The sequence below is a fragment of the Streptomyces sp. NPDC002004 genome (genome assembly GCF_053593975.1).
Genome location: NZ_JBSFDP010000043.1, coordinates 14685 through 27305, shown reverse-complemented (window position 1 = coordinate 27305; position 12621 = coordinate 14685). Strand labels below are relative to the sequence as shown.

Sequence of the window (12621 nt, the reverse complement as noted above, 5' to 3'; positions counted from 1 at the left end):
CGAGGCGGTCATCGGCCGCGGTGCATGAAGGCGGCGATCACGCCGGCGAGTTCTTCGCCCTTGTCCTCCTGGAGGAAATGCCCGGCGCCTTCGATGGTCGTGTGCGGCTGTCCCCCTGTGCCGGGCACGCGGGTGAGGAACGTCGAGTCCGCGCCGCGGGTGATCGGATCGCTGTCGCTGAACGCGCAGAGGAAGGGGTTGTCGAATCGGTCGAGCACGCGCCAGGCCGCCGTATTGGCCGCGTGGGAGGGGTCGTCCGGGCTCGTCGGTACCAGTGAGGGGAAGATGCGGGCGCCGGCCTTGTAGATGTCTTCGGGGAAGGGGGCGTCGTAGGCGGCGACGACATCGTCGTCGAGTGCGTTGACACAGCCGGTGGAGACGATGTGCCCGATGGGGAAGTCGGGCGACTCGCGGGAGAACCGCTGCCAGGTCAGAAATGCGTCCGTGGGCCGCTCGGCGCCCGTGGGGAGTCCTGTGTTTGCGACGACAGCACGGGAGTAGAGCTCCGGACGGGCCGCCAGGAGACGCAGCCCGATGAGGCCGCCCCAGTCCTGGCCGAAGAAGGTGATGCCACTCAGACCGAGCCGGTCGAAGACCGCCTCGCTCATCCAGTCGACGTGTCGCTGGTAGGTGTAGGCGGCCGGGTCGGCGGGCTTGTCCGAGCGACCGAATCCGACGAGGTCGGGCGCGATGCAGCGGTGGCCGGCGGCTACGAGCACCGGGATGACCTTGCGGTAGAGGAACGACCAGGACGGCTCGCCGTGCATGAGGAGTACGACCTCGCCGTCGCGCGGCCCCTCGTCGAGGTAGTGAACCCGCAGACCGCCGTCGATCTCGACGTAGTGGGCGTCGAAGGGGAAGTCCGGGAGTTTGGTGAAGCGGTCGTCTGGTGTGCGCAGAACGCTCGTCATGAAGTGCTCCTCGCTCAGCGGTCGAAGAGGGACGGGACCAAGCCGGGCACCGTTCCCGACGAGGAATGGGCGACGGGGGAGGGGCGGGGCTGGTGACGGGTGCAGACGGTTGATCAGTGGTGCAGGCCGGGCCCCGAGTATTGCACTTGGAGTGCAATAAGCGTCAAGATGGCTGCGCTGGACTCAATCGCGCCTGCCCCGTTCTGTTCCCGACCCGGAGGCCGCCATGGGCCGAAAGATCCTGCTCATCACCACCGACCAGCAGCGATACGACGCGCTGGGATGCAACGGCGGGCGGATCGCCCGCACCCCGGTCGCCGACGGACTCGCCGCCGACGGCATCGTCTACCGGCGGGCGTACAACCAGAACACCGTGTGCATGCCTGCCCGTTCGACGATCCTCACCGGACAATTCCCCCGCACTCACGGAGTGGTGGCCAACGGCATCCCGCTGCCCGTCGATGCGCCGTCCGTCGCCGCTCACCTGGCACAGAGCGCCGGGTACCGCACGGCCCTGGTGGGCAAGGCGCACTTCGAACCGGCCTTCGACCCGGCGGCGCAGTTCGAGGAGAACCGGCGTGCGTCGCGCGGCGACACCGGCGCGTGGCGAGGATTCGAGTACTCCATCCAGGCCATGCACGGTGCAGCCGTCGGCGATGTCCTGCTGGGGCACTACGGCAGGTGGCTCAAAGCCCATCACCCCGAACACCTGCGCAGCTACGCCCAGCTGCTGGGGGCGGAACGGGGCGGAGACACCGGTGCACCGGAGATCAAGCACAACATCATCCCCCGGGAGTGGTACCACACCGACTGGGTGGCCGACCGGACCATCGAGTGGCTGGACGGCCTGCCCCTGGACTGCGACTGGTTCTGCTGGATGTCCTTCCCCGACCCTCATCACCCCTGGGACCCGCCCGTGTCCGAACAGAGCCGCGTCTCCTGGAAGGACCTCGACCTTCCTCCGGGACACCCCGGCTCACCCGACGCGATCCGCCAGGTGCTCGCCGACCGGCCGCGGCACTGGCTGGCCTGGTGGGAAGGGCGGTGGGCGAACGCCGAGGGCGGCCCGTGGGACTTCGTTCCGGGAACCATGACGGACAACCAGGTCCGGGAGATCAACGCCAAGACGCATGTGATGAACGAACTCATCGACGAAGCGTGCGGGCGCGTGCTGCGCCGGGTCGCCGAACGCGGCTGGGACGCCGACACCGACGTCATCTTCACCACCGATCACGGTGAACTGCAAGGAGACCTGGGCCTGTTGTACAAGGGGCCCTTCCACATCGACGCGCTGATGCGGCTGCCGCTGATCTGGCGTCCCGCCCCGAGCGCGGGCGTCACACCGGCGGAGGTGACCGACCCGGTCGGCCAGGTGGACCTGCTGCCCACCCTCTGCAGCATCGCCGGCATCCCGGTGCCGGAGTGGGCCGAGGGCGCCCCGCTGCCGGTGGCCGACGGAAGCGGCCGTGAACGGGTGCTGTGCGAGTGGGACAGCCAGTTCCCCGGTTACGGCATGCACCTGCGCACCATCTACCGCGACGGCTGGCTGTGCACCGCGTACGAGGAGAGCACCGACGGCCGGCCCAACGGCATGGAAGAGTTGTGGGGACCGCAGACACTGAACTCCTGCGGCATCCACTACGACGGGACCGAGGGCGAGCTCTACAACCTGGTCGAGGACCCGCACCAGTTCCGCAACCTGTGGAACGACCCCGCCCACCGCCGACTGCGCGGCGACCTCGTCGCGGACCTCTACGACAACCTGCCCTCCGGGCGGCGCACTCCGCTCAAGGTGATCGCGCCCGTCTGAGGTGCGGCAGTTGAGCCACGACGGTCGTCACCTGCACGCGGCGAGGCCTGCCGTCGCCGATGCCCGGTCTTCGCGGGTGCTCACCCCGGAGGCCGAGGGCGTGGACCGGTCAGGCCTGGTCGAGCAGGGCGTTGACGGCGGTTCTCATGGCGCGACGGCACTGATCGAGATCCAGGCCGGTGGTGCGCCAGTGGTTCCAGGCCGCCCAGGCGGTCACCGCGTCGAGGGCGGCCAGGGTGTCGGTGCGGGTAGCCGGGGGCAGGCCGTCCAGCTCCTGGGCGAAGACCTCGCTCAGCCGTTCGCGGGCCCAGGCGAACATCTCGTCGCGCGCCTGGGTCAGCCGTGGCGAGCCGGGTTCGACGCGTATCGCCGCCTGGCGGGCGGGAGTGATCCACTCGTAGATCTCCGACCGCTGTGCGACCAGAGCGGCGACGCGCTCCGGTCGTGGACCGGTGGCCGGCAAGGGGGTGGCCCGGGCGAAGATCTCCTGCATACGGCGACGCACGGCGGTGTCCAGCAGTTGCTCCATGTCCGCGAAGTGATGGAAGACCAGGCGCCGTGAGACCTGCGCTCGTGCGGCGATCCGGTCCGCAGCGGGGAACGGGTCGCCCTCGTCGAGCAGGGCGAGCAGAGCCTCGGCGATCCGCTCCCTTGTGAGCCGCCCGCGTTCTGCCCTGCCGTCCGTCCGCAGGTCCGGTGTGTCGGTCATGGACCCTCCTCACACGCTCCGCCCTCGGCATTGTTGCACGGTAAATGCAATCGTGTTATTGGATGGCGAGTGCCATACGGATGGCCGGGTGACCTTGGGAGGAACGGCGTCCAGGCCGCTCGGCTGCCCTGGAATCCGGCACGTCGATCAACCGCCAGGCCGCCAGGTGCCGAGCTTGCACATGATCCCGTTCAGCATCATGCGGATCGAGGGAATGCCCGTCGGTATGCGGAAGTCCGGAGCGGCCGGCCCATCACCCGACCGTGATCGATCGCCCCAGACCGCCTCCGACGACAGCCCCTGGGCCTCCCGGGCCGCGGAGGTGACGCCTGCCTGCTCGACGAGTTCGTCGCTTCGGACCACGCGCAGGCTGATGTGCACGAACGGGTACTGCCCAGGGAAGTCCCGCAGGGCGCCCGGGACGCCGACCGAGCGACGAAAGGGACCAGGTCCACGGCGAGCCCTCCGGCCTCAAGTCGGGTGCAGACGTGGCGCGATGAGCGTCGGATGCCCGGCCGCAATGGTTTATGATCACGGCCGACTTTGATCATTTTGATGCGAAAGGGCTTCTGATGGCCGAGATAAGAAAGCGGATCGCCACCCTCCTGGCGGCGACCGCCGTGACCGTCGGCGTCTCCTTCGGTGCCGGCGCGGGCTCCGCCGCGGCAGCGCCCCGGCTCACCTACACGACGAGCACCTATCAGCACGGCAAGTCGGCGGTCCTCTACCTCTACGCCGATGGTGACTACGCCGGATACGTGAACTGGAACGCGGACCCGGTGATCGGCGGCGCCCCCGGAGACGCGCTGCGGGCGCATGACGGCGGGGCCGACGGGTGGGGTGTCAAGGTGTCCATCGTGGGCCTTGATGTCTCCCGCGATGCTTCCACGCGGGGACACTCGTCCCCCTACACGACCCCGTGGAAGACCGGCGACATCACCGAGAATCGCCGGTTGAGCCTCAACGCGTGCCTGGTGAAGGGCTCGGAGAAGGTCTGCACCGGGTACGACACCTACGTCTTCTCCTAGGCACGATCGCCCCGCACAGCGGGGGTGGGGGCGACTTCCCGGCGACGGCGACGGGGCCGGGCTCCCCACACGGCACCGGGGGCAAGGGGCGTGAACCGGCCGGAGGACACGCACGCCCCTCCGGCTCGCAGTTCCGAGCTCGGCCGCGAGGCCGGGACGGTGGATCCGATGATCCCGAATGGCTTGGCTCGGCGTTGGACGGCTGGACCGCCGGGTCGGAAGAATCGTGTCCCCCTACCCGGCGGCCAAGCGGCTCACGCCACGGCAGGGGTGTAGTGGGATGCGTCGTCACCCTCCACGACGTGGCTCAGCGTGCCGTCGATACCGGCGGGGACGTCACCGGCGACGGTCACCCGGTGCAGCAGGCGGGGCAGGTCGCCGTAGTCGTCGGGGGCGTAGTGCTGGGTGATGCGGTTGTCGAACAGGACGAGGTCGCCGGGCGCCCAGGCCACGCGCACGATGTTCTCGGGACGGGTCACGTAGGACTGGAAGAGACGCAGCAGGTCGCGGGAATCGGAGGGGCCGAAGCCGACGATGCTCTGCGCGAAGCCACCGATGAACAGCCCGCGCTCTCCCGTCTCGGGATGGACGCGGACGACCGGATGAACGGTGCGGTACTTCCGGGAGACGAACTGCTTGCGGTGCTCGGCCGCCTTCGCGCTCTTGGGGGCGGCGTAGTCGTAGTCGTTGGTGTGTACCGCCCACAGCTTGTCGGCCAGCTCACGCAGCGGTTCGGGCAGGTCCCGGTAGGCGGCGGCAGCGTTGGCGATGAGGGTGTTGCCCCCGTAGGGCGGGACCACGATGCTGCGCAGCGTGGACGCCTTCGGGGGCGTGCGCACGAACGTGACGTCCGTGTGCCATTGGTTGGCGCGAATGCCTTCGTCACCGTCGACGGGCAGGATGTGGGGCTGGCCGCCGACGGAGGGGACGGTGGGGTGTGCGGTGGTGAGCTCGCCGAACAGGCCGGCGAAGCCGAGCTGGCCCGCGTCGTCGAGCTGCTGGCCCCTGAAGACGAGCGCCTTGTGTTCCAGGAGTGCCGAGTTGATGTCTGTGACGACGGCGGGGTCGAGATCGGTCGAGAGATCCACGCCCAGAATCTCGGCGCCGATACGACCGCCGATCCTGCGGACGTCGAAGGCGGTGCTGGTGGTCATGTGCTGGTGTCCTTTCGAGGGGTGTTGGGCCGGGCGGTGGTCAGGAAGTGATGGGCGGTGCGGTTCCCTCGTGCTCTGGCGGGCCCGGGGAGGGCCGACGGCGCGCAGTGCGCCGGGTGTGCTGCCGTGTCCCCGGCCGATGTGCCCGCGGTGGCGGCCGCGAGCAGGACGTGTCGCTGGAGGCGGTGGCGCCGCTGGTGCCGCAGTAGCCCTGGTCGACCAGGACGACGTCCGCTCCCGTCCGTGCCGCCTTGAACGCGGCCCATGCGGCTGCGGAGCCGCCACCGGCCACGGGAACGTCCGTGGTGAGTTCGGGTCCTGTCATACGGGCCGTCCTCCCGTTGGGGCCGTTGCGGCCGGCTGGTTGGCGGGACGGGGCAGGCCGTAGTGCTCGCGCAAGGTGCGGCCCGTGTACTCGGTACGAAACAGGCCGCGTTGCTGAAGGATCGGCACGACGTGGTCGATGAAGTCCTCCAGGCCGCCCGGCAGATGGGGCGGCATGATGTTGAAGCCGTCGGCGGCGCCTTGGGTGAACCACTCCTGGAGCTCGTCGGCTATCTGTTCGGGGGTGCCGGCGAAGACACGGTGGCCGCGTCCGGCGCCGAGGCGCGCGATGAGCTCGCGCAGCGTGAGGCCGTCACGGCGGGCGAGTTCGGCGACGAGTGTGAAGCGGCTCTTGTTGCCGTTGATGTCGCGTTCCTCCGGCAGCTCGGGCAGGGGCCCGTCCAGCGGCACCCCGGTCAGGTCGGTGCCGAGCATCCCTGACAACTGGGCCACTCCGTATGCGGGAATCTGAAGATCTGTCAGCTCCTGCTCCAGTGCCCGGGCTTCGGCCTCGGTGGAGCCGATGACGGGGGCGATGCCGGGAAGTACCAGGAGCTGATCCTCGGTGCGGCCGTAGCGGGTGAGCCGCGACTTGAGGTCCTTGTAGAAGGCCTGGCCGTCGGCAAGGGTCTGCTGGGCGGTGAAGACCGCCTCGGCGTACTGGGCTGCGAACTCCTTGCCGTCCTCCGACGAACCGGCCTGCACCAACAGCGGGTGGCCCTGTGGGCTGCGCGGAACGTTCAGAGGTCCCTGCACCCCGAAGAACTCGCCGCGGTGGTTGATCTCCCGCACCTTGTCGGTGTCGGCGTAGACGCCGCGCTCACGGTCGAGCAGGATCGCATGGTCGTCCCAGCTGTCCCACAGCTTGGTCGCGACCTCGATGAACTCCCGTGCGCGCTGGTAGCGCAACCGGTGCTGAAGGTGCTCCTCCTGCCCGAAGTTCCGGGCCTCGTTCACGGTGCCCGAGGTGACGATGTTCCAGCCGGCCCGGCCACCGCTGATGTGGTCCAGGGAGGCGAACTTGCGGGCCGTGTGGTAGGGCTCGTTGAAGGTGGTGGAAACGGTGGCGATCAGCCCGACGTGTTCGGTGACCGCAGCCAGGGCGGACAGCAGGGTGAGTGGTTCGAAGCCGCCGATTGCGTTGTGCCGGACCTTGCCCCACAGAGCGAGGCCGTCGGCGAGGAAGACCGAGTCGAGCAGGCCACGCTCGGCGGTCTGCGCGAGCTCCTGGAAATAGCGCAGATCGGTGATCCGTTCGGGCTGGGTGCGGGGGTGCCGCCAGGCGGCGTCGTGGTGGCCGGCGTTCATCAGGAAGGCGTTGAGATGCAGCTGACGGGGTCCGGTGGCGGACATGGCTTCCTCGCATCGGGGACGGCGGGACGGGAACGGGGCAGCGGGAGTGGACGTGGCAGCGTCAGGCGCCGACGGGAACGCGCCAGGAGCTCAGCCGCCGCTCCATGACCACCAGGAGCTGGTTGAAGACGACGCCGATGGCGGAGATCGTGATGATGCCCGCGTACATCTGCGGGATCGCGAAGTTGTACTGCGAGGCGTTGATCAGGTAGCCGAGCCCCGCCTTGGCGCCGACCATCTCGGCGGCGACCAGCACCAGGATGGACACCGCCCCGGCCAGCCGGATTCCGGTGAAGATCACGGGCACCGCGGACGGCAGGATGACCTTTTGGAAGAGGCGGGGTGCGGAGAGATCCATCGACTTCGCCAGCTTCAGCAAGGTGGGGTCGACATTGCGGACCGCGCTGATGGTGTTGAGCAGGATCGGCCAGGTGCACGCATAGACCACGATGGCGATCTTCGAGGTCTCGCCGATGCCCAGCAGCAGTACGAACACGGGCAACAGGGCCAGCGCCGCGGTGTTGCGGAACACCTCCAACAGCGGTCCGAGGAGGTCGGCGACCGGCCGGTACCAGCCGATCAGCAGGCCGAGCGGCACGGCGACGGCGACGGCGAGACCGAATCCGCTGAACGAGCGCACCAGGCTGGCACGTGCGTTGTCGGCGAGCTGACCATCGGCTGCCAGCTCCCACCACGAGCGGGCGACCTCACTGAACGGCGGCAGGAAGGTCCGGTCGACCAGACCGAGTCGCGGTGCGGTCTCCCACAGCAGCAGCAGAGTCACGATCGCCGCGGACTTGAGGGCCCCTTTCACCAGCGCGTACGCCAACCGGTCGAGTGCCCGGCGTACATGGGCCGTCGGAGGGGTGCTTCCCCGCAGCTGCGCCGGTGATTCCGCGCGGGGCGCGGCAGCCGGGGATGTGGCTCGGGAAGGGGTGGGGAGGGCGCCGGTGGCGGTCGCCGGGCCCGGCGTCGTGGTCGGCTGGGTCGTCCCGGCCGTTGTGGTCGTGCCGGTCGTGTGGCTCATGCGGAAGCCCCCTCCTTCTCCAACTGCTGTGCCCTGGCCACCTCGTCGTGCAGCAGCGCCCAGATCTGGTGCCGGTATCGCGCGAAATCGGGGCTGGACCGGAGGTCGTCCGTCGCCGTTCGGGAGTCGAGGGCGACCGGCACGATCTGTTTGATGCGGCCCGGCCTGGATGTCATGACGGCGATGCGCTGTCCCAGGTAGACGGCCTCGTCGATGCTGTGGGTGATGAAGACGACGGTCTTGCCCGTGCGTTGCCAGATGCGCAGCAGTTCCTCTTGAAGCGACTCCCGTGTCTGAGCGTCCAGCGCGGCGAACGGCTCGTCCATCAGCAGTACGTCGGGGTCGTAGGCGAGGCTGCGGGCGATCGCCACCCGTTGGCGCATCCCGCCCGACAGCTCGTGCGGATGGCGGCTCTCGAATCCGCCCAGACCGACCAGTTCGAGGAACTCCCGTGCCCGTGCGGCGCGTTGCCGCCGTGGTACGCCGGTGGCCTCCAGGCCGAACTCGACATTTCCCTGCGCCGTGCGCCACGGCAGCAGCGCGTACTGCTGGAATACGATGCCGCGGTCCAGGCCTGGGCCGGTGACGGCTTTGCCGTCGACCAGGATCCGTCCCGCAGTGGGTTGGGTGAGGCCACCGAGCAGATCCAGCAGTGTCGACTTTCCGCACCCGCTGGGCCCGACCAGGACGACGAACTCGCCTGCCGCAATGTCCAGGTCGATGCCGTCGAGGGCGGTGAACCGGGTGGCTTGGTCCGTCGCCGCACCGTTCCTGCCCGCTCGGCCCCTGCCGGCCCGGTCCCGGACAGTGAAGTCCTTCCGTACGTTTTCGAGCACGATCTTGGGTGTGACGGTTTCCGGCATGGGGTCAGCTCCCGCCCGTCGAAGCGGAGGAGGCCGGCGACGAAGGCCTTGTCCCTCCCTTGCCTGCGGCGTTGAACTCGTTGGTGTAGAGGTCGGACAACGTGACCTGGCCCTTCTGGATGTCGCCACGCTTGACCAGCCAGTCGATCCACAACTGGAGGTCCTTGCCGTTGATCCGGCCCGCTGTGTCGGCGACGCCGTACGACTGCCAGTACTTCAGCGGCGCGGTGTCCTCGTTGCGGCCCCGCTTCTTCACGATGTCCGTCATCCGGGCTATGACCTCTTCGCGCGGGGTGGAGCGGGCCCATTCGATGGCTCTTCCCACGGCGGTGACAAAGACCCGGGCGGTGTCCGGGTTCTGCTTCAGGAAGCGGTCCGTCATCACATATGTGCCGGCACTGAAAGCGCCGAGCAGGCGATAGTCGGTGAACAGCGGGCGGATACCTCCGGCCGCCAGGGCCTTGTCGCGCAGAATTCCGCCGAGTACGGCCACTTCGATCTGCTTCCGACGCAGCGATTGCTCGGTGTTGACCGGAGGCACCACGATCGGCTCGACTTTGTCGATCTCCGCCCGCGAAAGGCCGCCGCGCTCCAGGTAGATGTCGAGCATCGCCTCGGAGTGGGCCCCGAGGGTGTTCATCCCGATCTTCTTGCCCACCAGATCGCGGGCGGAATGGATGGGGCTGTCCTTGAGGACGTAGAAGCCGTTGTACACGTTTTTGTCGGAGCCGTAGTAGCTGATGACGGCCTTGATGGGGGCCTTGTGCGCGGCCAGTTTGACGACTGCTCCGTTGAAAGCACCGCCGAAGTCGGTCTGGCCGGTGGCCGCGGACTGGATGTCCTGGGGCCCGCTGATCGTGTTGCCGACCCACTTCAGTTTCACGTCCTCCAGATAGCCGAGGTCCTCTGCGAGCTCCGGCAAGGTGACCTGGCCGGCCCAGCCCTGGTAGCGGAGGGTCTTGGTCTGGCTCTTGCCGGAAGCTCCTGTCGCGGTCGTGCCACAGCTCACGGCCAACGTCGAGAGACCGAGCAGAGCGAGGAATTGGCGTCGGGATGATGCCGTCGTGGCCATGGAGAGGTCCTGTTCGGGATCGGTGGAGCGGCTGGAGCGGGCCGTGCTGATTTCTTCAGGGCTGTCGGAAATCCGCAGCGGGTCGACGTACTGCGAAGCGGTTCGACGGTGCGGCGATGGGGGAGCGCAACGCGAGATACATCGCCATGTCGGGATTACCTGGTGCGAAGGAAGTCCACCGGCAATATGTGCCCGGGTTTCGGGATGGGGCGGGCACACGTCGAATGCCGGAACGTGCTCTCCGCAGGTGCCTTTGAGGAACCTTGCGATTACGGCGCGAGCACAGCTCGGCATGGCGGCCGATGGTGGAAAGCGGAGCAGGAGAGCGGTGCGCCTCGGCGGTTCAGCGGCCGATGACACAGATGGCGCTGGCCTGGCGTCGAAGATCGACGTGCAGGCGCGCAGCGAGGTTCTCGGACTGGCTCACAAGCAAGAGATTCGCAGCGGGTTCCGGCCACGTCAATGGCTCTCCGGACCCGTCTCGCATGCTGAATTACCTGACATACGCGTGAAGCGCGGCGTTCACAATTGCCCGGATGCGAGGTGCCGGGGCACCTGTGTCGGGCGGAAATCGGCTTTCACAGGGCCGGGCTCGAGCGATGGCTCGGGATGAGACCTTGCTCCCGTCGGTGCTCGACGGTGACGTGTTGTGCACCTGTGCTGCGGCGGCCCGAGCGGCAGTGCGCCGATGACGCAGCTCGGACCGTCGGCGAGCGACACCGCCGGGTCGGGGGCGACGTCTCCGGGCCGAGGGCGACGTGGCCTCTACGCCGCCCCGATCCGCTGCACGTGCGAGGTTCGGATACGTCAGCAGACCGCGTCGCACCCCAGTTGCCCGGCCCAGTCGAGCAGTTCCGGTTCGTCGAGGCCGGTGCCCAGCCAGTCGTGGTCGAGGTCGCCTCCCGGAAGGGACGGCACGACGGCGACGTAGAGCCCGGCGGCACGCGCCGAAGAGATGCCCGTGGCCGAGTCCTCGAAGGCGACGGATCGCTTCGGGGACGCACCGAGTGCCTCGCATGCCATCAGGTAGAGGTCTGGTGCGGGCTTGGGGGAACGTACCTCGTCGGCGGCGAACGAGTGGGTGAAGTATGCGGCGAGGCCGGCCGACTCCAGTGCCGTGTCCAGCAGTTCGCGGGGGCTGTTGCTGGCGACGGCTACGGGCACGGCGGCCCGGCAGGCGCGCACCAGCTCTGCCGCCCCGGGCAGCGCGGCGGCGCCCCGGCCCAGCTCCGTACGGACTCGTTCGAGGAGCGCGGCGGCGAGTTCGGCACCGGCTCCGGGTCGGCCGAAGTAGTCCGCCATGGCCTCTCCCGCAGCTTCCAGGGTACGGCCGATGACCAGCGCCTTCTGGGCGTGGCCGAATGAGTGGCCGTGTGCGGCGAAGATGGCCGTTTCCGCGGCGGTCCAGCACACCTCGGTGTCGACCAGCAGACCGTCGCAGTCGAAGACCACGGCCTCCGTAGGGGTGGGAAGCGATCCCATGTGTGTCCTTCCACTCCGGGTGAGGGGTTGCCTGTTCATAGGTGGTCGGCGTGGGCGGCGGCTCGCAGCAGCCCCGTGATGTGACCGTTCGTCTGCCGCTGTTGATCGGGGCGGCGGGCGATGCCTCACTCCCCGAGCGCGAGCCGGACACCGAAGGCGGCGATGACCGTACCGGTGATGCGGTCGAGACAGCGGCGCGCCGAGGGCCGTTGCAGGAGGTCTCGCAGCACGTGCGCCATGGTGATCAGTGCGCGGGCCCAGATGACGGCCAGAAGGATGTGCACACCGGTCAGGAGCACGCCCGCAGTGAGGGGCGAGGCGCCGGCGGGGATGAACTGCGGAAGCACCGCGACATAGAAGGCCCCCATCTTCGGGTTGAGGAGGTTGGTCGCGAGTCCCTGACGCCAGCCGCCGAGCAGGGACTCGTCGGCAGTGCCGGGCGCGGCCTCGGTGACGCTCCCGGTCGTCGTCGGGTGTCCGTCCACCCGGTGGCGCCGGGCGGCCCACAGCAGCCTGACGCCCATCCACATCAGATAGGCGGCCCCGACCCAGCGAAGGGTCTCGTACGCGAGGTGGGACGCGGTCAGCAGTCCCGTGACACCGAGCGAAGTGAGCACGCCCCAGACGAGTGTTCCGCTCTGGATGCCGAGGACCACGCCCCACGCGCGACGGCGGTGCCCGAGCGCGGCGGTGCGCAGGACGAGGGCGGTGTCCAGCCCGGGAGTGACGGTGAGAAGGCCCACCATCAGAGAGAAGGTCCACAGTGCGTCCATGGAGATCATGGACGATGACCATACGGCGGGGAGCCGTGGAACCTCCACTTTTCTGCCCGAAATCGGGCAGGAATCGAGGAGTTCGCTTGTTCGTTGTCGGAGATCGCGCTTTGCG

14 protein-coding genes are annotated in these 12621 nt (G+C 68.7%); 2 read left to right on the top strand and 12 right to left on the bottom strand.

The window, feature by feature from the left end:
• Nucleotides 1–8: 8 nt before the first annotated feature.
• Complete coding sequence (locus ACWCP6_RS33675) at nucleotides 9–911, bottom strand: haloalkane dehalogenase (protein WP_450936423.1); 903 nt, start codon at nucleotides 909–911, stop codon at nucleotides 9–11.
• A 226-nt stretch (nucleotides 912–1137) separates the two neighbouring features.
• On the opposite strand from ACWCP6_RS33675, the gene ACWCP6_RS33670 reads away from it, so the two are divergent.
• Entirely contained in the window at nucleotides 1138–2721 is a 1584-nt protein-coding gene (locus ACWCP6_RS33670; RefSeq protein WP_450936422.1) for a sulfatase family protein, read from the top strand.
• A gap of 109 nt (nucleotides 2722–2830) precedes the next feature.
• On the opposite strand, the gene ACWCP6_RS33665 is transcribed toward ACWCP6_RS33670, so the two are convergent.
• Both ACWCP6_RS33665 and ACWCP6_RS33660 read right to left on the bottom strand, forming a co-directional pair.
• On the bottom strand, nucleotides 2831–3430 hold the full coding sequence (locus ACWCP6_RS33665; RefSeq protein ID WP_450936421.1) for a TetR/AcrR family transcriptional regulator: 600 nt from the start codon (nucleotides 3428–3430) through the stop codon (nucleotides 2831–2833).
• A 147-nt stretch (nucleotides 3431–3577) separates the two neighbouring features.
• Complete coding sequence (locus ACWCP6_RS33660) at nucleotides 3578–3793, bottom strand: hypothetical protein (protein WP_450936420.1); 216 nt, start codon at nucleotides 3791–3793, stop codon at nucleotides 3578–3580.
• Nucleotides 3794–4002: 209 nt separating this feature from the next.
• On the opposite strand from ACWCP6_RS33660, the gene ACWCP6_RS33655 reads away from it, so the two are divergent.
• Nucleotides 4003–4458, top strand: a complete 456-nt coding sequence (locus ACWCP6_RS33655) for a hypothetical protein (protein WP_450936419.1) — start codon at nucleotides 4003–4005, stop codon at nucleotides 4456–4458.
• Between the two features lie 254 nt (nucleotides 4459–4712).
• Here ACWCP6_RS33655 and ACWCP6_RS33650 read toward each other — a convergent pair whose 3' ends face one another.
• The 9 genes from ACWCP6_RS33650 to ACWCP6_RS33610 form a co-directional block, all read right to left on the bottom strand.
• On the bottom strand, nucleotides 4713–5612 hold the full coding sequence (locus ACWCP6_RS33650; RefSeq protein ID WP_450936418.1) for a TauD/TfdA dioxygenase family protein: 900 nt from the start codon (nucleotides 5610–5612) through the stop codon (nucleotides 4713–4715).
• A 40-nt stretch (nucleotides 5613–5652) separates the two neighbouring features.
• Nucleotides 5653–5937: an FAD-binding protein gene (locus ACWCP6_RS33645; RefSeq protein WP_450936417.1), complete on the bottom strand. Its 285-nt coding sequence runs from the start codon at nucleotides 5935–5937 to the stop codon at nucleotides 5653–5655.
• Entirely contained in the window at nucleotides 5934–7289 is a 1356-nt protein-coding gene (locus tag ACWCP6_RS33640) for an LLM class flavin-dependent oxidoreductase (protein ID WP_450936416.1), read from the bottom strand. The genes ACWCP6_RS33645 and ACWCP6_RS33640 overlap by 4 nt, the downstream gene beginning before the upstream one ends.
• Before the next feature lie 61 nt (nucleotides 7290–7350).
• On the bottom strand, nucleotides 7351–8316 hold the full coding sequence (locus ACWCP6_RS33635) for an ABC transporter permease (RefSeq protein WP_450936415.1): 966 nt from the start codon (nucleotides 8314–8316) through the stop codon (nucleotides 7351–7353).
• The gene (locus ACWCP6_RS33630) at nucleotides 8313–9179 is read right to left on the bottom strand and encodes an ABC transporter ATP-binding protein (RefSeq protein WP_450936414.1); all 867 of its coding nucleotides are present in this window, start codon (nucleotides 9177–9179) and stop codon (nucleotides 8313–8315) included. Before ACWCP6_RS33630 ends, ACWCP6_RS33635 begins: the two co-directional genes overlap by 4 nt.
• A gap of 4 nt (nucleotides 9180–9183) precedes the next feature.
• Nucleotides 9184–10251: an ABC transporter substrate-binding protein gene (locus tag ACWCP6_RS33625; RefSeq protein WP_450936413.1), complete on the bottom strand. Its 1068-nt coding sequence runs from the start codon at nucleotides 10249–10251 to the stop codon at nucleotides 9184–9186.
• 343 nt (nucleotides 10252–10594) lie between these two features.
• Complete coding sequence (locus ACWCP6_RS33620; protein ID WP_450936412.1) at nucleotides 10595–10738, bottom strand: putative leader peptide; 144 nt, start codon at nucleotides 10736–10738, stop codon at nucleotides 10595–10597.
• 320 nt (nucleotides 10739–11058) lie between these two features.
• Nucleotides 11059–11733, bottom strand: a complete 675-nt coding sequence (locus ACWCP6_RS33615; protein WP_450936411.1) for an HAD family hydrolase — start codon at nucleotides 11731–11733, stop codon at nucleotides 11059–11061.
• 125 nt (nucleotides 11734–11858) lie between these two features.
• Nucleotides 11859–12515: a LysE family translocator gene (locus ACWCP6_RS33610; protein WP_450936410.1), complete on the bottom strand. Its 657-nt coding sequence runs from the start codon at nucleotides 12513–12515 to the stop codon at nucleotides 11859–11861.
• Nucleotides 12516–12621: the final 106 nt, after the last annotated feature.